Origin of the sequence: Clostridium coskatii (assembly GCF_001675205.1) — a bacterium.
Lineage (GTDB): Bacteria > Bacillota > Clostridia > Clostridiales > Clostridiaceae > Clostridium_B > Clostridium_B ljungdahlii.
Genome location: NZ_LROR01000037.1, coordinates 52733 through 75045, shown reverse-complemented (window position 1 = coordinate 75045; position 22313 = coordinate 52733). Strand labels below are relative to the sequence as shown.

General features: G+C 32.0%; 18 protein-coding genes and 2 pseudogenes. 14 read left to right on the top strand and 6 right to left on the bottom strand.

Annotation, left to right across the window (positions count from 1 at the left end; genetic code table 11):
• The first annotated feature begins 291 nt into the window (after positions 1–291).
• The 3 genes from CLCOS_RS06860 (at position 292) to CLCOS_RS06850 (ending at position 2542) form a co-directional block, all read left to right on the top strand.
• On the top strand, positions 292–1230 hold the full coding sequence (locus CLCOS_RS06860; RefSeq protein WP_063600348.1) for a sensor histidine kinase: 939 nt from the start codon (positions 292–294) through the stop codon (positions 1228–1230).
• An 89-nt stretch (positions 1231–1319) separates the two neighbouring features.
• Positions 1320–2192 carry a tRNA 2-thiocytidine biosynthesis TtcA family protein gene (locus CLCOS_RS06855; protein ID WP_063555714.1) on the top strand — a complete coding sequence of 291 codons (873 nt, stop codon included), beginning with the start codon at positions 1320–1322 and terminating at the stop codon, positions 2190–2192.
• 80 nt (positions 2193–2272) lie between these two features.
• Positions 2273–2542, top strand: a complete 270-nt coding sequence (locus tag CLCOS_RS06850) for a hypothetical protein (protein WP_063555715.1) — start codon at positions 2273–2275, stop codon at positions 2540–2542.
• 72 nt (positions 2543–2614) lie between these two features.
• On the opposite strand, the gene CLCOS_RS06845 is transcribed toward CLCOS_RS06850, so the two are convergent.
• Entirely contained in the window at positions 2615–2995 is a 381-nt protein-coding gene (locus tag CLCOS_RS06845) for a hypothetical protein (RefSeq protein ID WP_063600349.1), read from the bottom strand.
• A 26-nt stretch (positions 2996–3021) separates the two neighbouring features.
• Positions 3022–3462: a cell wall hydrolase gene (locus tag CLCOS_RS06840; RefSeq protein WP_063600350.1), complete on the bottom strand. Its 441-nt coding sequence runs from the start codon at positions 3460–3462 to the stop codon at positions 3022–3024.
• Positions 3463–3643: 181 nt separating this feature from the next.
• Between CLCOS_RS06840 and CLCOS_RS06835 the strand changes: the two genes are divergently transcribed.
• Positions 3644–4699, top strand: a complete 1056-nt coding sequence (locus CLCOS_RS06835; RefSeq protein WP_063600351.1) for a cell wall-binding repeat-containing protein — start codon at positions 3644–3646, stop codon at positions 4697–4699.
• A gap of 71 nt (positions 4700–4770) precedes the next feature.
• On the opposite strand, the gene CLCOS_RS06830 is transcribed toward CLCOS_RS06835, so the two are convergent.
• Positions 4771–5118 carry a type II toxin-antitoxin system MqsA family antitoxin gene (locus CLCOS_RS06830; protein WP_242866445.1) on the bottom strand — a complete coding sequence of 116 codons (348 nt, stop codon included), beginning with the start codon at positions 5116–5118 and terminating at the stop codon, positions 4771–4773.
• A gap of 225 nt (positions 5119–5343) precedes the next feature.
• On the opposite strand from CLCOS_RS06830, the pseudogene CLCOS_RS06825 reads away from it, so the two are divergent.
• Positions 5344–5445: pseudogene (locus CLCOS_RS06825) on the top strand (transposase); the annotation flags it as partial.
• Positions 5446–5732: 287 nt separating this feature from the next.
• On the opposite strand, the gene CLCOS_RS23165 reads toward CLCOS_RS06825, so the two are convergent.
• Positions 5733–7127, bottom strand: a complete 1395-nt coding sequence (locus tag CLCOS_RS23165; protein ID WP_065080046.1) for a DDE-type integrase/transposase/recombinase — start codon at positions 7125–7127, stop codon at positions 5733–5735.
• 154 nt (positions 7128–7281) lie between these two features.
• On the opposite strand from CLCOS_RS23165, the pseudogene tnpA reads away from it, so the two are divergent.
• The 4 genes and pseudogenes from tnpA to CLCOS_RS06800 form a co-directional block, all read left to right on the top strand.
• Positions 7282–7668 (top strand): annotated as a pseudogene (gene tnpA, locus CLCOS_RS06815) (IS200/IS605 family transposase); the annotation flags it as partial.
• 770 nt (positions 7669–8438) lie between these two features.
• The gene (locus CLCOS_RS06810) at positions 8439–11996 is read left to right on the top strand and encodes a cell wall-binding repeat-containing protein (RefSeq protein ID WP_063600354.1); all 3558 of its coding nucleotides are present in this window, start codon (positions 8439–8441) and stop codon (positions 11994–11996) included.
• 6 nt (positions 11997–12002) lie between these two features.
• The gene (locus tag CLCOS_RS06805; protein WP_063600355.1) at positions 12003–12221 is read left to right on the top strand and encodes a hypothetical protein; all 219 of its coding nucleotides are present in this window, start codon (positions 12003–12005) and stop codon (positions 12219–12221) included.
• Between the two features lie 354 nt (positions 12222–12575).
• Positions 12576–12836 carry a hypothetical protein gene (locus tag CLCOS_RS06800; RefSeq protein WP_063600356.1) on the top strand — a complete coding sequence of 87 codons (261 nt, stop codon included), beginning with the start codon at positions 12576–12578 and terminating at the stop codon, positions 12834–12836.
• 96 nt (positions 12837–12932) lie between these two features.
• On the opposite strand, the gene safA is transcribed toward CLCOS_RS06800, so the two are convergent.
• Positions 12933–13544: a SafA/ExsA family spore coat assembly protein gene (safA, locus tag CLCOS_RS06795; RefSeq protein ID WP_063600357.1), complete on the bottom strand. Its 612-nt coding sequence runs from the start codon at positions 13542–13544 to the stop codon at positions 12933–12935.
• 358 nt (positions 13545–13902) lie between these two features.
• Between safA and CLCOS_RS06790 the strand changes: the two genes are divergently transcribed.
• The 5 genes from CLCOS_RS06790 to CLCOS_RS06770 all read left to right on the top strand — a co-directional run bounded on the left by CLCOS_RS06790 (position 13903) and on the right by CLCOS_RS06770 (position 19167).
• Complete coding sequence (locus CLCOS_RS06790) at positions 13903–14994, top strand: tyrosine-type recombinase/integrase (protein WP_063600358.1); 1092 nt, start codon at positions 13903–13905, stop codon at positions 14992–14994.
• On the top strand, positions 14984–16435 hold the full coding sequence (locus tag CLCOS_RS06785) for a tyrosine-type recombinase/integrase (protein ID WP_063600359.1): 1452 nt from the start codon (positions 14984–14986) through the stop codon (positions 16433–16435). The genes CLCOS_RS06790 and CLCOS_RS06785 overlap by 11 nt, the downstream gene beginning before the upstream one ends.
• On the top strand, positions 16422–17948 hold the full coding sequence (locus tag CLCOS_RS06780; RefSeq protein WP_063600360.1) for a tyrosine-type recombinase/integrase: 1527 nt from the start codon (positions 16422–16424) through the stop codon (positions 17946–17948). The genes CLCOS_RS06785 and CLCOS_RS06780 overlap by 14 nt, the downstream gene beginning before the upstream one ends.
• A complete protein-coding gene (locus tag CLCOS_RS06775) occupies positions 17932–18360 on the top strand; it encodes a DUF6262 family protein (protein WP_063600361.1) in 429 nt (142 codons plus the stop codon). The genes CLCOS_RS06780 and CLCOS_RS06775 overlap by 17 nt, the downstream gene beginning before the upstream one ends.
• Positions 18361–18474: 114 nt before the next feature.
• Positions 18475–19167: a metallophosphoesterase family protein gene (locus CLCOS_RS06770; protein WP_063600362.1), complete on the top strand. Its 693-nt coding sequence runs from the start codon at positions 18475–18477 to the stop codon at positions 19165–19167.
• 59 nt (positions 19168–19226) lie between these two features.
• On the opposite strand, the gene CLCOS_RS06765 is transcribed toward CLCOS_RS06770, so the two are convergent.
• Positions 19227–22289 carry an insulinase family protein gene (locus tag CLCOS_RS06765; RefSeq protein ID WP_063600363.1) on the bottom strand — a complete coding sequence of 1021 codons (3063 nt, stop codon included), beginning with the start codon at positions 22287–22289 and terminating at the stop codon, positions 19227–19229.
• Between the last annotated feature and the right edge of the window lie 24 nt (positions 22290–22313).

Here is a 22313-nt window from a genome sequence, read left to right as displayed (position 1 = left end):
TGGAGCTGATTTTATTTATCCGAAGAATCACTTGATAAATAGTTAATTATGTTTTGTAAAATTAATACATAAAAATTAAAAAATTACATAAAATTTCCACTTAGGATGTTTCTTTTTAATTTTATAGGTGATATAATTAGCATAAATGGTATTTTTTCCACTACTATTAAAGATAGTTTCTCATAAACGTTCATATAGTGCAATAATTGTTAATATAATTTATATATACATTTAACAAAGTTAGTGTAATAAAATGTAATTATTAATGATATGGAAATGGGTGTGAGATTTATGAAGAATGTTAATGAAGACGATGGAATTAGTGAAAATGAGCTAAAAAATTTAATTATGATGAATTATACTCTAAGTCTGGAAAGAGAAATAGAAGAACTTAAAAGTTATGCAAAAAAAAATAGTGAGAAATTAAATGAAAGTCAGGAACTTAATAAAAAAATTTTACAGTTTATATATGGCCTATTTCATGAGCTTAAGACACCTTTAAATGTTATTTTTTCTGCAGCACAGGTAATGTCATTGTGTACGGAATATAAAAATGAAGGAACTTTAGAGAAGCAGGGTCAGTATCTTAAAATAATCAAGCAAAATTGTTATAGACTTATGCGGCTTATAAATAATTTACAGGATTTAAACAAATTGGATTCAGGATTTGCCAAATTGGAGTTGCACAACAGAAATATTGTAAGTTTTGTTGAAGATATTACTTTATCTTTAATTCCTTATGCTAAAGGCAAAGGCATAAATTTGATTTTTGATACCAATGTAGAAGAGAAGATTATGGCTTTAGATTACAATAAAATAGAGAGAATTATTCTAAATTTACTTTCAAATGCAATTAAATTTACACCTGAAAAAGGTACAATATGTATAGGGATTGAAGACAAAGACGATAATGTATATATAAGTGTCAAAGATACAGGTATAGGAATACCTGAGGATAAGTTTAAATTTATATTTGAGAAATTCAAGCAGTGTGATAAATCACCCATAAATGGCAAAGTGGGAAACGGCATAGGACTTTATCTTGTAAAATGTCTTGCTGAGATGCACGGAGGTAAAGTTAGCGTAAAAAGTGCTGTAGGACAGGGAAGTACATTTACTGTAAAGCTTCCTGTTAAAGTTATAGAAGAAAAACTCAATAAAATAATTTACAGTGAAAATATGGATGAACAGCTCAGTATAGAGTTTTCAGATATATGTCCTAAAATTTAATAGGGCAGCTTTTGATTCCACACTATAGAAATGTTTATTTTACAAATTATAAATGTTATAATTGTTGTGGTAAAAAAGGCGGTGATAGTATGGATGAAATTGCAGGAACTGGATGTGACATATTAGTTCCTTTTAATGAAAGAAAGCCCTTAAAGGAGATAGAACATAGTATTACAAAAAGATATAGAAAGCATATATGGTCTAAATTTGTAAGGGCAATAAGTGAGTTTAAACTGGTAGAAGAAGGAGATAAAGTTGCAGTAGCAGTGTCTGGTGGAAAAGACAGCTTGACTATGGCTAAATTGTTTCAGGAGCTTCAAAAACATTGGAAAGTAAATTTTGAATTAGAATTTATTGCTATGGACCCAGGATATCATAAAGATATAAAAAAGCTTTTAGTCAGTAATTGTGAGTATCTAAATATTCCAGTGCACATTTTTGAGTCCGGTATATTTAATGTAGTAGATAATATTGCAAAAGATTATCCTTGTTATATGTGTGCAAAAATGCGCAGGGGTGCACTGTATTCTAAAGCAAAAGAACTTGGCTGCAATAAGCTTGCACTTGGGCATCACTTTAATGATGTTATAGAAACAACTCTTTTAAATATATTCTATTCGGGAAGCTTTAAAACCATGATGCCAAAGCTAAGATCTCAAAATTATGAAGGAATAGAACTTATAAGACCTCTTTATTATGTAGAAGAATCTTACATTGAGCGTTTCATACAATCAAGTGGTATATGGCCTCTCAATTGTGCCTGTATGGTTGCAGCAAAGAGAATAGGAAACAAGCGTTATGAAATTAAGGATATGATAAAGAAGTTGAAAAAGGATTTTAATAAGGATATAGATAAATTAATTTTCCATGCCACTGAAAATGTAAATATAGATTCTATATTAGGCTGGGAAAAAGATGGAGAAAAACATTCATTTATAGAATCTTATGAAAGAAATAGTTAATAACTGAAAGACGAAAATTAAAAAAATTGTCAATTGTGAACTGTGCATTGTAAATTGTGAATTGATAAAGGGTGTGTCAAATGCTGAAAATATGGGGAAAGTTAGTTAAGCACAATAAAATAGTAAAAGATGGAGTAGTTGTATTAGAGGGCGGAGAAAATTATCAGGAAAATTTAAAAAGTTGTATTCTGAAATTGTGCAGGAAATTTGACATTGAAAAGCCTTATTGGCTTCCTGCTAACTTGGAAGAATATAATAGAAGGAGTAAGACATCTTTTAATTCTGATAATTTTATAGATGAATTTGAATTCGATAAATTTGAAATAGAAGAAATTGATGATGAAAAATAAAGAGATCCTGAAAGGAACTCTTTATTTTTTACGACTAAAAAATTGTGCATTGTGAACTGTGCATTGAATAAGCTAGTCGAAAATGACAACAAATTTTATAGAATATATATCTGACAGCTCTTTTGTGTTTGTCTCTTCATTTCTTAGTATTATATAGCTAATTCCTACATTTTCCAATACCCCAGTACGATCCTGGAGTGCTACTGTACCCAAAAGGTAAGTTACCCTAACTCTTTTACCTATTTGGGTTCTTAAGTAACCTTGAGTGTAATTTATATCCTGCTGCACTGGAGAACCTGGAGCCATTTCAAAAGGAGAAGGAGTTGGCATTGGTGGAGGAGATGGCATTGGCGTTTGACGGATTTCATCACTGGAGTCAAATTCAGGCATTTCTGGTTCAGGTTCAGGAGTCATGGGCATAGTCCTAAAGTAATTGGGATAATTTGAAATCATTAAAATACCTCCATATTTATTAATAATCAAGTTTTAGCATATAGTTCTGTTGGATTGTAAAAGCAGTGCTGTACTACTTTCACTTGAAAACTTCCTGTGCCAGTGGAGGGAAAAATCCACGGACATGGGGCAAAGGGATTGAAGTACCAGAGAGAGTAGCCTACAGTAAATAATCTGTTACCTGCAAGTGCCCAGTCTGCTATGTCATAGTGTATTTGTTCAGGCACCATTGACCAGATATTTTGAGGATTGGGAACGCCCCCTAGTTCAGTACGCATACAGTCAAATTGTCCTTTTTGATAAAGTACTTTTCTAAGGTCACCTTGACCTATTCTTTGATATTCCCCATAGGGTACTCTAACTCTATTCATAATGCTAGTTGCCACTGCTTTCATACCATTTTCCCCTTCACCGCCTGCTTCACATTTTATAATCCTAGCCAGTAGCTCTCTATATGAAAATGCCATGATTTCACCTCGTATATTTTGCTTACAATATTAGTGTATTTAAAAAGGTACTAAAAAGTTACCAGTATTTCGGAATAGTAATATATTTACCAAAAAATTTTATATTGTCTATAAAAAAAGCTGCTATTGTTATATAATTAATTTATATATGTTAATAATTAATTGAAGGAGAGGTAAACTAATGTTGAAAAAGAGAAGGTTTTTAAGCCCTATATTGACTGCCCTTGTACTATCAGTCACTTTAGGAGCTGCAAATGTACAAGCTGCTACAGTAAAAAGAACAGATGGTGGGGCTGGAGGAAGAATAGGCACAGCTAATCAAGTAGCTTTAGATTTGTTTAGTAAATCTCAAAATGTAATATTGGTAAATGGATACGGATATGCGGATGCAGTAAGTGCTACGCCTTTGGCAAAACAGCTTAATGCCCCAATACTTTTAACTCATGGAGATGCTTTGGAATCTGAAGTTGCTTCAACTATAAGTAGTTTGGGAGCAACAAAAGTATATATAGTTGGCGGTACGGGAGTTGTATCTACAGATGTAGAGAATACTTTAAAAGATAAATATGATGTAGAACGTATAGCTGGTGTTACAGACAGTACTAGAATGGGAACTAATGCAGAAGTTGCCCAAAAAGTTCTTAGCATGAGCAATCAGAAAAATGCAGTACTTGTAAATGGACAGGATGGATATGCAGATTCACTTTCAGTAGCTTCAATTGCAGCTCAAAAGGGATATCCTGTATTATTTGCATCTAAAACTCAAGTAGCACCTGTAGTTAAAGATGTAATAACTTCCAAAGGATTAACTATACAAGCAGTAGGCGGAAGTGGAGTTTTACCACAAGATGTAGTAGCTTCCGTAAGTGGAACTAAAGTTACAAGTGATGCAGATTGTGCCAATAGATTTGCTACAAACTTAGCCGTTTTAAATTACTTTAAAAACAATGGTGGTTTGGATTTTAGTACTATATATGTAGCAGCAGGTGGAGCGGCAGAAGATCAATTTGCAGATGCACTTGTAGCATCAGCTGCAGCAGCAAAAACTGGTTCACCGGTTGTTTTAACAGGTTTAGGAGCAGGACAGGCACAGGTAATAGATGCTAACAGTTACATATTTGCAAATGCTAAGGATAACTCAAATGTAGTAATAGTTGGTGGAACAGATGTTGTTTCCCAGGACATACAAAATACCCTTCAAAGTACTGATGATTTGCAAATCATAGGAATAGAGTAAAAAAGAGCCTTTGGGCTCTTTTTTTAGTTAAGAATTAATAGTTAATTCTTTATTTGGTCACTTTAAACTTTTTAAGCTGCTACTTCAGAATAGTTTACAACGAATATTTCAACTTTATTTTTCATAACTTCTTCAACTATTTTTTCTAATTTCAATGCTATATCATTTTCAATAAAATATTCTCCACATTGTTTACAAATGTTTGCTGGGACTCCTTTAATTATAATAATATGTCCATCCAAGTCTACAATATGATTAACTTTGCCTTGAACTAAATTTGACTTACATAAAACACAATTCATATATATTACATCCTTTATTTTTATTTTTCTTTGATGCATTCGCATAAGTATATGTCCACGCCATTGTATTTTAGAATTTTTTATAAGTTCTCTTACAATATATATATCAAAATTCATTATAATTTTCTCCCTTTTAATCTATTAATAATCATATCTTTAATATAGTCATTTTCTCATAAATATAGTCATTTGTATAGTAAATGACTATATTTAGTTGTCAAGAAAACCACCGGTAATGCCGGTGGATAAAAGGGCTTAAGCTCTGAACAATAAAAACCCCCTATGATATAATTTGAACGACTGACAATCGCAAAAATTAAAATATCATAGGGAGGTGTCGTTATGGGAAACGACATAGCAAGCTTATCACATACAAAATGGAGGTGTCAATATCATATAGTGTTTGCACCAAAATATAGAAGGCAAATAATATATGGCAAGATAGTGTAAAGTGAGCTATGAAAAAAATAACTCTAAAAAATATGTCCATAAGAGCTTAGGTGGTTGTGAATTTTTCCTAAAATAAGGTTTGATTGTTAGAACCGCCACCCTTGACTGCATGATAAATAAATGCTCTAAAATTGCAACCGACGGCGAAGAAACTCAAAAACAGATAGAGTTCACCGTCTTGTTCACAGCATTTTAGCATTTATTTATAACGCCATCAAGGGCAAGCCCGAAGGGTGGCTAAGTATTTACCTCTAGCTCAAAAATCTAAAAACAGATAGTAGTTAAGCCACTGGATTTTCCTGCATATTTAGAATGGTTTGTTGTCCAAGGTAAATAAGAAGCTGCCACTTGGCAGGCATGTTGTCTGCATGACTTAAAATGTCTAACTCATTTAGTGGATTCCAGTAGTTATAAGGATGGGGTCGTAGAAAATTATAATAGGCAACCCAAAGAGAAACGCCATAAAGAGCACCATTTTCACTTCCATAACCACCAGTAACACGGTAGGAAGACTTGAAGGTGCGGTTAAGCCGTTCTACAATTTGCTTTACCCAACGGAATTCAGTGGATACAGCATCATCATTAGTAAGTCCAATAACTTGAGTAACATCAAAATCCCAGCCATTCATGAGTTTGCATTGCTGGCTGGCAAGAGGGTAAGCGCTGTAACCATCTGCAATAAACTTTAGGGCTTTATTAGGAAATTCTTTGAACTTTTCAAAAGCCATACGCATAGCTAGAATACAAGGTCCTACAGCACGAGTATCAGACACCTGGTAACCAAGAATAGACTTTTTACAGGCATCCATGACAATCCAAACGTAGTGTTTTATGCCTTTAACCTTGATATAAGTTTCATCAGCAGAAAGAATTTTAGAAGGTTTATAGTCAAAAGTATCTGTAAAAGGTTTAATAACTGCGGCAGCAGTCATAGCATAATTAGCAATCATTGTATGTGAAATCTTTATGCCATGTACTTCTGATAAAGCATGGGCAGTTTGCCTGGTAGATAACTTAAGATTTACGTGATAAGTAAGGCATAATCCCATGATATAGGCATTGAACTTCTTATACTTAAAGTTAATAGCACTTTTAGGAAGTCCATGTAAGTCCATCTTAAAAAAATCTACTGTGAATTCACGATAGATGTAGTGAAGCTTGTACTTGTGTTTATCAGCAGCATTTAAGTTTTTAGGCAGTTTAGCAAGGTTACTGAGATAGTAAGAGCACTTTGGATTAACACATTTATGTATGCGAAAATGCTTTCGATCTTTTTTTGGCGAAAGAGTTTGTCCGCAATAGGGGCACACAAACACTATAGGTTTTGCAGCATAATTGCTTTCGTTGAAATTTTGACCGCAAACCTTGCACTGAAACTGACCTCTATTACCGTTGTTATCGTAGATATAATGGTGAGGGGCACCGCATCTTGGGCACTTAATATTTTTAGGGATAGACTTTCCGTTACGCCTTTGAACGGGCTTAGTTAGCTTATTGTATTTATGTTTGTAATACGCTAAAAGAAGTTTATAATCTACCTTTTCAAAACGAATATGTGAATCCTCATAAGCCCACTGCTTAAGAGGAATATATTTAGCAATAAATAAAAGTAATTGAGAAATTACTTTCAAAAGATGTTGATTATATAAGAATAAATAAGTTATAATTGAATCCAAGACAATGACACCCTTTCATGTGATTTTTGTTTGGTTGGATATTCAATTATAACATGAAATTAGGGGGCCATTGTTTTTTTATTTAAAAAAACTTTGTAACCCTTGATATATAAAGAATATTTTTAAAAAATAGTGTAAAAAACTTTACACTAACTATGGCAAATATAAAGTACAAATAGGAAAAATATTAAGAGAGATATGTATAAGAAATAATGTAGAGATAATAGAAGCAAATGCATGTATAGATCATATACATATGCTTGTAACAATACCACCCAAAATGAGTGTATCAAAGTTTATGGGAATACTTAAAGGAAAAAGTAGCTTAATGATATTTGATAGATTTGCAAATTTAAAATATAAATATGGAAATCGTCATTTTTGGTGTAGAGGTTATTATGTAGATACAGTTGGAAGAAATAAAACAGCAATAACAAAGTATATACAAAATCAATTACAAGAAGACCAAATTGCAGAACAAATAAGTATAAAGGAATATATAGATCCGTTTACAGGTGAGCAAGTAAAAAGAAGAAAATAAACAGCCACCAAGGGTGGTTGCTGGAAATGTTTTGCGATTGGCGGTCTATTCAGGGCGCGAGTAGCGCTTGCCAGTACCATGCCCTTATAGGGCTTAATCAAGCCACCAGCTTAGCTGGTGGTACTTGACTATATTTGAGTATAATCTGAAGTTTGAACTTTTTAGAAATTTTTACCCAAAAAAGTTGTGAACTGTGAATTGTAAGTTATGAATTGAAAAAAAGGATTTTTATAGATTGTGTAGAATAATATATAAGTGCTAGAAGTATAATTAAACGAGATTATTAATTTCCAGACATATAATAGGAATATATTTCCCATATAGCCGTAAATTACTACGACATAAAGTATGGAAAAACTAGAAATGATGTTGTATAATTGAATCATATCTTATTAATAGTAATTCATAAATCCTTTATCATAAGATGTAAGCCGTAGAAATTATGGATTTATTATGATATAATAGAGGATGAATTTGTTACTATTGTTATATAAGTATTAAAATTTTATGAAAAATAGCGTAAGATTGCACAAAATTAGTAGAATGTGTAGTTTATATGTGGTATAATAAGGTCTGTTTCATAAATGTTGACCAAGCAGTATAAGTGTAAAGGAATGGGATTTTAGAAGAATGCATACATAATTGTAAAAATTACTTAAATAACACTTAGCCGCACGGGAATACATTTTAAGAAAGTATATATTTAAAATATATATATATATATAAAGAATTTTAATTAAAATTCACTTAATCGAGGAGGGTATTACAATATGAGTAAGAAAAGTACAAAGGCACTTGCAAGTGCTACACTTATGTCCTTAGTGTTAACTACAGCTTTATCAGCAGGTCCTGTTAAAGCTGCATCACAAGTACAGCCAACAAGGGTAAGTGGTGGAGACAGATATGCAACAGCTGCAAAGGTTGCTACAACAAACTGGACAACTTCAGACAGCGTTGTATTAGTATCAGGTGAAGGATATGCAGATGCAGTAAGTGCTTCAGCATTAGCTAAAAAATTAAATGCACCTATACTTTTAACTACATCAGACACACTTAGCTCAGATGCACAAAGTGCATTAAACACATTAAAACCAAAAAATGTATATGTTATTGGAGGAACTGCTTCAATTTCACAGAGCATAAGAGATGGTCTTAAAGCTAACTATACTTTAACAGAGTTAGGTGGACAAAACAGATATGAAACTAACATAGCAGTAGCTAAACAATTAGTTACATTAGGAGTTAGCCCTAGCAACGTTATGGTAGTTGGTGGACAAGGATTTGCAGATGCACTTTCTGTAGCACCAGTAGCAGCAGCAAAGGGACAAATCTTATTATTAGCAAATAATGATCAAGCTTCATCTCAAGGAGCAATTGATTTTGTAAAAGACAATAAGTCAACAGCTACAATTGTTGGAACTGCAAATGTTATAAGCGATGCAATAAAGAATGCTTTTGGATCAACAGCAACTAGAGTAAACGGTGGATCAAGCAGATTTGACACTAACTTAGCTGTATTAAAGGCATTCAGCAGTGATTTAAAGGCAGATAAATTATATGTAGCAAACGCAAGCGCAGCAGATCCAGATAATCTTTATGCAGATGCATTAGTTGCTTCCGCAGTAGCTGGAAAATACACTGCACCATTAGTATTAGTTGATAAAGATGGTACAAATGCAACTAATAATGCTGTAGCTTATATTAAGAGTGAAAATGCAAAAGAAATAGATGTAATAGGTGGAACAAGTGTTGTTCCTGATTCAATAATCAGCGAAATTACAGGACAGACATCAAATACTGATCCAGAAGTTTCATCTATAAGCTCTATTGGATTAAATCAGATAAAAGTTGTATTCAATCAGGAAGTTGATCAAGATACAGCAGAAGATGTAACAAACTACAAAGTAGATGGATCAACACTTACTGCTCAAGGTGTTCAGAGCACTACTCCTAGTGATACTGATGCTAAAGCAACACTACAGAGTGATAACAAGAGTGTATTAATAACTCTTGCAAAAAAAGAAAAACAGAATGATAGTGTAGATGTAACAGTTAAGAAGGGAATACTTACTGCTGATAAATCAAATAGTGTTCCAGAACTTACACAGACTATAACTTTCGCTGATACTACTGCTCCTACATTGAGTTCAGTATCAGCAAGAGGAAATAATAAATTGGATGTTGTATTTTCTAAACCTATAAAGGTAAAGGCTGCAAATCAGAGAGAAGCACTTCAGCAAATAGCATCCAAACTTAAGATAAATGATAAGAATTTATCTTCTTTTGGAATCAACTATGATCTTAATAGTGACACTTCACTTGAATATTCAGCATTGGATGATTCACTTAAAGCATCAACTGAAGCTGGATATTATTATACAGATGAAGTAGAAGTGTACTTTGATACAGCTCTTCCAACTGGAAATAATACTTTAAAAGTTTCTGATGCTGATGATTATGTTTTGTCAGATGCTGCTGGTTTCCCAATAGCAGATACAACTCAGAACTTTACAGTAGATACACTTTCTTCTGCACCTAAGATTACAAGCATAAAAGCTGAAGACAGCGGAAAAGTATTTGTTAATTTTGATAGACCAATGGATTCTAAAACAGCAACTGAAGCTGGTAATTTTAAGATAAATGGTACTGTTATTTCTAATGCACCTGAATTAAAACAGGGAGATACACAGGTAAAAATAACTGGAGTAAGTGGTTTACTTAACAAGAATTCAAATACAATATATATTAGCGATAAAGTAGAAGATGCTTATGGAAATAAGGTAGCTGAAGATACTAATCAAGCATTTACTTTAGATGAAGACACTACTAAACCTACAGTAAATTCAGTATCTGCTCTTGATGATACTACAATAAGAGTTAAATACAGCAAAGATGTAGACGCATCTTATGCAACTAATGTATCCAACTATAAATTAAAAGATGGTGATGGTACTGATATAACATCAGAAATACCTTCTACAAATGGAATTACTGTTCCAGGTAAGACAACAATACCTACTACAACAGATGTAGTTGATATACATTTGAACACAAAGTTAACTGATGCTCAGTATACTATAACAATTAAAAATATAGAAGATACTGCAACTACTCCAAATGTAATGGACGATTATACTAAGACATTTGATGGATCTTCTGATGTAAATGCTGAAGTAACAGGAGTTTATGGAGTAAATGATACAGATAATTTAGGCAGAAAGATCACTTTAGTATTTAATAAGGCAATGGATTCAAGTACCCTTAATAATATTTCAAGCTACCAATTTAAAAATGTTAAGGGAGATACAAAAACACTTCCAAGCGGTGCTGATATTTCACCAAGTTCAGATAATAAGAGTGTAACTATTAAATTACCTACTTCATATACTTATTATTACACTACTAATGGTAATGTAGGAGCAGGAGTTAATTCTAAAATAACTTCAACAGATAATCAGGTAACAGCTTTATATGCACCAGGAGTTAAAGATGCTAATGGTAATACACTTGAAGTTGGAAGTTATGGTGGTGATGTACAGGCACCAGGTACTGGAGCAACAGTAAAAGCTAATTCATTAAAAGTTTACTATGTTAATGATGACTTGAAAGCTGATGTAAGCTTTAATACTCCAGTTGATGCAGATACAATGGATGCTTCCAAGTTCCAATTAGGCGGACAGGCAGCAGATTCTGCTTATGTTGATGGAAACAAAGTAACTCTTACTTTTAAGAGCAACAATGATGATACAAATAATGGTACAACAGATTTTACAGACCCTACAAAATTTACAAAAATCAATACAATTAAGAAGTTGGGTGAGAATGCACCATTAACTATTACTAATGATGGTACTGTAAAAGATGTAACAGGTGCACCAGTTACAACTGGAGGAACTGTAACTCCATATTTTTATGATGCAGCTCCAAGAACAGTTATAACAAAGAATGGTGGCACTGTAACTGATTGGAGTGCAGCAATAGACTCAACTAATTCAAAGGTTGATGTTTCTGTTCAATTTGATACTCCAATTGAAGCTAGTAGTGTTCAGCCTTCAGATTTTACATTTAGCATAGGTGGAACTACAATTGATGCTGATGATGTTGATACTAGCAATGCAGCTAATGGAGTTGTTACATTTGTATTTGACAAGATTAACAATCACAGTGGATATGATAAATTTATAAGTGCTAATACACCTGGAAGTACTCTTAAGATTACTCCTAAGACATCTTCTAAGATTTCTACACCTAAGGATGGAAATGGAGATTATACTTACTATGTACCTACAGACGACGATTTGAAGGGTGTAACTATAACAGCACATTAATAATTAATGCAACTTGTTGGACAAATTACAGATCCTGCAGTAGCAAACTTTAAAACAGGAGTAACTCCTACTACTGTAGGAAATACAGTTAAAGTTTATGGGACGGATGGAACAACTGAAATTGCTTCACCTGCTGCTACTATTGATGTTGTTACTGGTGATGTATTAAAAGTTTTCACATCAGGAGGAACATTAATAACTACTTATACTATTACAGTAAAATAGTTTTTAGAAAGCTCGGAAGACATTCCTCGCAAAGGGGTCAGACCGCTAGGAAAATATGTAAATATAAAAATAGAGGAGAGGAAGGGAAGTACAACCTTCCTTTTCCTATTTAAATATGAACGGATGAAATTGTACTAACATATCTTAAAATATCTTTGAGTCATAAAAATAGTCAGGTCCTACTCTGGTTGAAAAATTAAATAGTCAAATCAATATAGAGGGTATCCTTCGAGGATATTCTCTTTTTTCTAGCAAATACCTGATGAAAATTTTATTTCATATTTTAGAGATTGAAATATGGAATTATAGGTGCTATAATATAAAAACAATATCTTTATTGGCGGTGAGAAAAATTTGGATAAGGAAACAAATCAGATATTTCAACTTGTTTTGCAAAAATTAGATAATATTGACCTAAGGTTTGATAACATAGAAAAAAGACTTGACAACATGGAAAAAAGACAAGATGAGATATATAATGTAGTAAAAGCAATAGAACACAGCAATAATGTAAGAAAAGCTGAGATGGATAATTTAACTCATAAAGTAGCACATGTAGAAGGGACAGTTAATGGAGTTGGAGAACTAATCCAAAATAGAAGATCGATTAAATAATTATGTGAATTTAGGAGGGTGTAACCTCCTTTTTGCTTTGGTACCTGTCACCGAGTGGAATAAAAATGTTCCAATGCGGTGACAGGCATCTATTGCTTAATAGGACTTTATAAATTGTTGGGTCCAGTAGCACGTTCCATTAGAATTTTTAGCGAGACCAACTCCTATTTGATTGAAACTTGGATTTAAAATGTTGGCTCTATGTCCTGGAGAGTTCATCCAGGAATTCATTACCTCCTGTGCAGTTCTTTGTCCCATGGCAATATTTTCGCCAGCAGCAGTAAATTTTATGCCGAAGTTTTGCATCATGGTAAAAGGTGAACCATAGGTAGGAGATGTATGATCAAAATATCCTTTGTTAGCCATGTCTTGAGATTTGTATCTGGCTACTCTTGATAGTTCCCAATTTGCTGTAAATGGTTGTAATCCTGCATTTACTCTTGATTGGTTTACCAGCTTTATAACTTGATTTTCCATTGTTTTTACATCTATATTTGGAATAGATATCTTCTGTCCTGGTATTATCATGGCAGGATTTGCAATCTGCGGATTGGCAGATATCAGCTCACTTATTCCAACTTGGTTTTTTACTGCAATTTTCCACATGGTATCTCCGGATACTACGGTATAAGTTGACGATTGTGCGTGAACTGTACTTGTAGATAATACAAAACATAATATCAAACTTGATAAAAAACTTTTTTTCAATGAAATCACCTCAGTATATTTTGTGACAGATATAAAAATTTATCCCACTAGGTGCCTGGCACCGAGAGGGATATTTATTACCCCATTCAGTGCCAGGCACCAAAGAGAAAGGAACGATAAACTATGTTATCTTTAGTGATTATAGTATAGGTAGTAAATAATAATATAACTATATAAAATAGTAGTATTATACAAGGATAAGAGAGTATAGATAGAGAGTGTATAAGAGTAAGTGAGTACCATACTTGATATAGATATTAATAAGGTAATATTATCATTGATATAGACTTAGTATAAATGGTAAAATGATAGTATGAACTTGTTAGACATATAAAATAAGTATGGAGGAACAGAAGAAGTGGAATTACACACGATAAGATATAAAGAAAAAGATATTGTTGTTCTGTTAGATAATAGTATGAGGTTGGTTAAGCCTGTATATGACTACTTGAAATACCTTAGACAAAAGGATAGAGCATTTAATACTATAAAGGCTAATGGGACAGATTTAAAGATATATTGGGAGTTTTTGAATAGAGAAACTTATCAATATGACGAAGTAACACCTAATATTATAGGAGAGTTTATAGAATATCTTAGAGAGCCTAATGGTACTTATAACGTAGTTAGTGTATATGCAGAAAGTAAGCGTACAGGTAAAACTATAAATAGAATGCTTAGTACTGTTTATAACTTCTATAAGTATTGTGGAATGGTTAGAGAGATAAATAATCCTATCATAATGGAAGAAGTAAATAGACCATTTGATATGTTTAAAAGCCTACTACACCACGCAAGAAGCAATAACAAAACTAAGCAATCAATATTCAAAGTTAAAGAAAGTAAAACTACTTTTAAATTAATATCAGATAATGATGCCGAAACATTTTTAAATGCTTTGCCTACTTGGAGAGATAAATTAATATTTAAAATAATGTACCTTACAGGGGCGAGAATTGGTGAAGTATTAGAACTTCAAATTGAGGATATACCATATTCAGACACTTCCAAAGAAATTGGAATGTTAGAAAATATAAAATCTAAAGGTAAAACAAGAAACTTATATATTCCTATGGCTTTACTTGAAGAAATAGATAATTTCATAATGGAAGAAAGAAATAATATTGACACAGAGCATAGTTATATCTTTGTATCACAGCAAAAACAAAATTTAGGTAAGCCTTTAACGTATAGAGCAACCTATGAAGTTTTTAATACAGTTAAAAAGAAAACTGGAATAAACCTTAATTTTCATGATTTAAGGCATACTTGTGCAACTGATTTAGTCCAAAGTGGTATGGATATTAGTGTTGTTAAGATAATTTTAGGGCATGAACATATCACTACTACTCAACAATATACTCATATTTCAAATCAGTACCTTGAAGACAATTTAAGCAGATATTGGAATAAGAGTTCTTTAATTGGAGGTGGAGCAAATGGCAAGTAAAATGCCTAATGGTGATGTGTGGAAATTAATAGATAATGATAGCAATTCACAATGGTATGGAAAGAAGTTTAGGTTCGATTTTTCATATATCGAGAGCGATAGCATTAAAAATATAGTTAAAGCTTATGTTTGGAGAAATTATAAAGAAGGAAATAAGACATTATCTAAATTGTATTCAGATAATGGTGGCTTTAAGTTGTTTAATGATTTTCTAATTGCTCATAATATAAGTTCGTTAAAGGAATTAACTAATAATAATATTGAATTATTTATATCGTTCCTTAAAACTTATATATCAAATAAAACTAATAAACCACTTTCTTACCAAACTCAAAAAATACATTTAGATAAAGTAAAGGCTATTATTCGTTGGGGGCAATCATATATGCCTAATGAAGTGCCTAAAGTAGAGATATTTACAGGTAATGAATATGTAGGTATTAATAGAAAACTTAAAATAGATTTTATTCCTGATGAAGTTTTAGAAAAGATAAATAAATCCTTAGTTAATGAAGAAAATCCATATATTAAATATGGAATAATCATTCTACAATCAACAGGAATGAGAATTGGAGATATGCTTAAATTAACTACCGATAGCATTAAGCCACATTTAATTAGTGGATATATTTTAACTTGGTATGACCATAAAAACCGTAAAGAACGCCAACCAATGCCTATTCCTAATGAATGTGCTATCGCAGTTGAAAAGTTGATAGAGCATACAAAAAATTTAAGAGAACGGGCTAGTGATAGTATTAAAGACTATTTGTTTGTTCATGATATAAGAAAGGCAAATGCTATATCTAATAGAATTGGGGAAATTGATGTTATAAATCAAAGGACTTATAGCTTCTGGTTAAATAAATTTATTAAGAACAATGATATTAAAGATACCAATGATGAATATTATAACCTTACAGCACACCAATTTAGAAGAACACTTGCTACTGATATGCTATCCAAAGGAACTGATTTAAAGGCTATACAAGAAGTTTTAGGACATTCTTCTCCTATGACTACCAAACAGAGTTACGCTGATGTTAAAGATAAAGAAAGAGCCGAAGTATTTAAGAATATAGGTATTATCGGTAACATCAACAAAGTTGATGAAACAGTTATATCGGATAAAAAAGATTTAATTTGGTTCAAAGAAAACAAGGATAAAGGAGCAAGAATGGAAGATGGTTATTGCACAAAGCCTTGTAGTGATGGAAAGATTTGCGATAGATTGCTAAAAAGGCAAAAATGCTACACTTGTAGTAGATATATCACTACTCCAGAGTATTTACAGGCTCATAAAAATCATTTAGCAGAGTTAGAAAGTCAATTAGATGGAAATATCTATGGCGACCATTATGCGGAGCATTTCCTCCCTACCATTGAAATTCTAAAAGAGATTGTAAAGAGATTGGAGGGAATGCAAGATGGCAATAACTAAATTAAATTTTCAACCAATAACTACTGAAAATGATTATAGTAATATAACTATTGGTAATTCTAAGTTTACTGATGATGTATGGGATTTATCACCTTTTATAACTGCTAAAACAACTAAGAATAACTATAAGAAAATCACCTTCAATTTTATTAAAAATGAAGATATGAAATTAACTGTGAAACTTTATGCCTATTATAAATTAGGACAAATTAAGCCTAAGAGTATAAGGGATTATATAAATGGTTCATTGCCTTTATTCATTGAATATTGTGATTTAAACGGTATTTATAGTTTTAATGAAATAACTAAAGAAGTATTTTTAAATTATTCTTTATGGCTTAAAGAAGATAAAAATGTCGCTAATCAAAGTGGTTATATGTCATCAAAAGTTGTTGAAGAAATTATTAAAATAGGTCAAATAAAAGGTTGGAATGTACCTAAAACTAATATATTTGTAGATTTTACTTCTAATGATTTATGGGATTTAAAAAAGAGTTTAAAAAAGAATAAAACTAAACCTATTCCAGAGGATATATTTGATAAAATACTTCAATGCGCATCACAAGAAAAAAATATTCTAACTAAAGCAGGAATAATAATTCAAAGTCAAACTGGACTTAGAATTAATGAGGTATTATCTATTCGACAAGGTTGTGTGAACACAACGAATGATGGATATGATTATATCGAAGTTACTCTTGGTAAAACTGAGAAAGGTGAATCTATAATTCATAAGGTATTTATTAATGAATTAGTTAAAAATACAATTGTAGAACTTGAAGAATATACTAAAGATTTAAGAGAAAAAAGTGGATTAAAGGAGTTATTCTTAGTAAACAATTTAGGAATAAGAGTTTTGAATGTTAATAAATGGACTTCGAGAAGACTTCCTAATTTCATTGAAAGATGGGATATAAGAGATAGTAAAGGTAACTTATATCCATTAAAATCCCACCAATTCAGAGCAACATTTGTTAGAGAACTTATAAAGCAAAAAGTTCCTATAGCACACATTATGAAACAATTTTCTCATGTGTCTATTGAAATGACTTCACATTACCTTACTTTAAAGGAAGAAGAAGTTAAAGAAATATATTCGGATATGATACTTGGTAAAGATTCTAAAATTGCTGGACTTAGAGCGAAGGAAATAAAGTCTAAACTTAATGAACAGTTTCGTGGTAAAACAGAACAAGAGATTGATGATATAATATCTAATTTATCTAAATCTATGAGTTTTAATCCGTTGCCGACAGGAGTATGTCTGTATGATTTTAGAAGGGGTAACTGTTCTGATGGTGATGGTTGTTTCTTCTACAACTGTCCTAACTACATTACCGAGGTTAAATTCTACCCTATCTTAAAACAAGAATTAGACCTTATGGAAAAAGAAATGACAAGATATAAAGAGTTAGGGCAACAACGTTCTTGGGAAAGGCAATATGTTAAATATAAGTATTTAAAACCACTTGTAGATAGTTTGGAGGTGCAAATGAATGGCAAAGAAGCTTAATAGAAATACAGAAGGTTTAAAAATATTTGCAGAAAAGAAGAATCAAGAAACTATCGACAAAGTTAATAAAGTAATAGATAAATTAAAGCGTTCAAAAACGAAGAAAATTAACTTTAAAATAGTAGCTGAGGAAGCAGGAGTATCTAAGGCTACTTTATATAATAATGATATTTTAAAAGAACGTATATTAAGTCTTAGAGCTATTGAGAAAGGTATTCCTGATGATAGTATAGTTGCTACACCAAAAGATAAAATAAAAGCTAAAGATGATAAGATAAAGCAATTGTATGAAGAAATCAAGAAATTGAAAGAAGATAAGAAAAACTTAATTATCCAGTTAGTTGAAATGGAAGAACTTAAAGATGAAAATAAAAGATTAAGAGAGCAATTATCAAAAATTGAATCAATATAAAGATATTCACAAAGTTATTAACATGTTATACACAGAAAATAGTATAAAAAGAAAAGAGGTGAGTTTTAGTGGGAGTTTGGTACTTATTATACACTCTCTCACTAAAGATAAACTATGAAGATAGCAGTTATTTCCGATATACACGGAAACCTGGAAGCACTTAAAGCAGCACTTTGTGATATAGGAAAGAAAAGCATTGATACTATAATATGTCTTGGAGACTTGGTAGGATATGGACCTTATCCTAATGAAGTAATTCAGCTTGTAAGAGAAAAGCACATATTAAATATACTTGGCAACTACGATGCAGCAGTGCTTGAGAAAAAATTTAATTACATAAGAGACAATGAAGTCAATAAATTTTGTATGCCTTGGGCGGCAGAAGAACTATCAGAGGAAAACAGGGATTATTTAAAGTCACTTCCTGGAGAAATAGTACTTGATTTTAAAAATAAAAGATTTCATTTTGTACATGGAAGCAATAGATCCATAAATGAATATTTAAAAGAAAATTCCAAAGAAGCGGAAGAAGCAATGGATGTGCTAGAAGAAGATGTTCTAATATGTGCTCACACTCATATTCCTTATAGGAAGAAATATGGTGATAAAATTCTCTTAAATGATGGAAGTATTGGAAAACCTAAGATAGGCAGACCTAATGGAACTTATCTCATAATGGAACCGGACGAGGATATAAAAAGTACTATTGTAGAATTTACTTATGACTATGAAAAAACAGTGAAGGTCATGGAGGAAAAAGGGATACACAAAGCCTGTATAAAAAATATAAAAACTGGAATAGAATAAATTGGTGGCAGGCACCGAGAGGGACATTTACAACCCAATTTGGTGCCAGGCACCTTAGTTTATTTCTGCATATCTATAATCTCATTAAATAATTGTTTGTTTTGTTCAATCTTATCTGCTGAACCTTCTGCAAAGTATATATTTTGTTTTAGAACTTGATCCAGCATATTTCCATAATTTCTTATATCATCTGGTGTAGTTGAAAGTGCCTCTTTCTCATAGTTCAAAAGATCATTTACAGAAGAATTTGTAAGATACATTGAATCACAAAGAGAACTTTCCTCGAGAGGTCCGCTGGATTTTAAATTTACAAAACTTTTAATAGCTCCTATGATGTAATTTGTCATTTCGCTGTCTGTTGCCTGAAAGTTTTTAAGGTAGTTTACCGTACCTTGAAAGGCGTCTAATGTCTCTTTAAGGTTTGGATCTCTCATTGATGCAAGTATAACTTCACCATTAGGTGATAATGCAGATTGGACACCATAGGCACCGCCGGTTGTCCTTACCTTATTCCAAAGATATCCGTTATCTAATACGTTTTGCAGTACCATCATCTTTCCACTATAGGTATAGCCAGCTTTTTTAAAATCTCCAACCTGTATTATTGTTTGTACTTTTGCTGTGGAAGAAAAAGCTGTATTTTTATCAGGTTGTGCAAAAGTATATTTTTGCTGTGGAAGTACCTGAGAATTAATTTTAGGACTTATATTACTTAACTCATTTTTAAATGTTTCAGAAGTATTTTCATTTCCACTGTAAGTTGCTATAAGATCATCTCTGTTAAATGCAAGTTTGCGTATATCATTTAGGTTTTTAGAGATCTCATCCCATTTTGAATCAAAGTTGCTGTCCAAGTCTTGCAAGAACTTATAATAGGAAAGTCCTGTAAGCTCTTCACTGTATCTTCCACTTTCACTCATATAGGAACTCATTCGCATAATTGCAGCCGCACCTGATCCTGAAGTCAAAGTTGCCTGTAGGGCTGATTTATTTTGCTCAATAATTTGTTTTATTCTCTGCTTATTTGTAAACTGGCTGTCATTTATAATTTCTTCAGTTAAATCAAGAGACTTTGAAATATTCTCGTCAGGTGCTAAAAGAGATACTGTTAATTTAGGACTATAGTTATTGGGATCTTTATTGCTTGATACCGCTGAAGGTGTAAAACCAATAGTACTTCCTACATACTGCAGCATTTCATTTGAAAGCTGATCATAACTATGTTCCTTAGTATCTACATTTCCAAGCAAAGATGAAAGTAGGCTCAAATAATGTAATTTATCTTGTGGAACCTTTGATGTATCAAAGTAAAGACTTATGTTTGAAAGCCCATTTAAATCTGCATTATGGGTAAGAACTTTCATACCTGATTGATTTTCAACCTTATAGCTTAAATTTGGTAATTCGGGTTTAATATCCTTAAGTGAAAGCTTTGGTAAAGTTTCCAGTGCTTCTTTTGAATCTCCACTTTTTTGCCATGCATTAAAATCCTGGGTATCTTTTAAAAGTGAATTAACACCTGATTCTCCTATTTGATTTTTATAATCTGCAAGTTTTTTAGCCGTAGCTTCAGTAGTTTTACTTTCAAGACCGGCTTCAGGCTTTAATACAACCATTGAGTGATAGTTGTTTGAAATTAGGTACTTGTCAATTAAACTTGTAAAATATTTATTGGAATCCGATTTCTTTATCTTTTCCATTATGTCACTTGTATCAAAATACATGGTAGGATCTTTATCATATACCCATGTGGACAATGCAGTTTGGGATAATACAAGACCATTTCCACCAAGCATAGGTGTTGTAAGTTTTTCAGATCGATCGCTTATGTCATAGGACTCAAGGGCAGATTTAAGAAAATCTTTATCAAATCCATTTTTTGAAATATTCTTTAGAGTATCAAAAATAGTTTTTTCAAAAACTTCTTTTGAAGATTCATCAGAATTAGTTGCATTAATTGAAAATACTGGCTGAATACCATTCATACTAAATGAAGAACTTACATTTTCTGCAATACCCTTTTCTGTAAGTGCTTTTTTAAGAGGAGCATTGTCTGTTCCCATAAGTAAATAATTCAAAAATGTTAATGCTGTATTTGTTTCCTTATCGCCTATATCGCCTGTAACAAAATTTAAAGAGAGATAAGTTTTCTTTTTTGTGTCTCCATCTTTAGGAACAGGATAAGAAGCTATTTTATCAGGTATATTAGACAATGATTTTTCGGCCTTAACGGAAGTATCTACATTAACTTTGCCAAATTTGCTTAAGTAATTTTGATCAATATATTGAAGATATTGTCCTATATCTAATTTACCATATAAATATATGTAGCTGTTTGATGGTGTATAGTTTTTCTTGTAAGTTGAAATTAACTGATCTCTTGTAAGAGAAGGAATATTCTCTGGATTTCCACCTGAATCCCACTTATAAGAAGTATCAGGAAACAGTGATTGATTTACTGCATTACGTAAAAGCCACTGAGGATTTGAATAGTCACCCTTCATTTCATTGTACACAACACCGTTAATTGAAAGAGCTGAGTCCTTAGATGGTAGATCATACCTCCAACCTTCCTGCTTAAATATATTAGGATCAGTAGTAACATTTGGGAGAAATACTGCATCCAAATATACTCCCATAAGGTTTTTAAGATCCTGCTCATTCGTACTTGCTGCAGGAAATGTAGTATAATCAGCACCTGTCATGGCATTGATGAAAGAACCCAAGGAGCTCTTAAGCATTTGCTGAAATGGAGATTTTACAGGATAATTTTTGGAGCCATCAAGAACTGAGTGTTCAATAATATGATTTACACCACTGTTGTCTGAAGTAGGGGTGCGAAAACTGATATCAAAAACTCTCTGGGTATCATCGTTTTTAAGATACATTAGTTTTGCACCTGTTTTTACATGAGTAAACTGCATAACAGTAGAATTAACTTTTGGCATATCCTTCACTGAAGTAAGTTGGAATCCATAATAGGTCTTTCCAATCTCATTACAGCTTGTAACATTTGTATCTGCTGCATAGGCAGTTTCATTAGAAAATGCCGTATTACAAGAAGAAAACAGCATGAAAAATGCTACAATAACAGTCGTTGCTTTTTTCAAAGATATTTTCATTATATATGTCCCCCCATTATTATA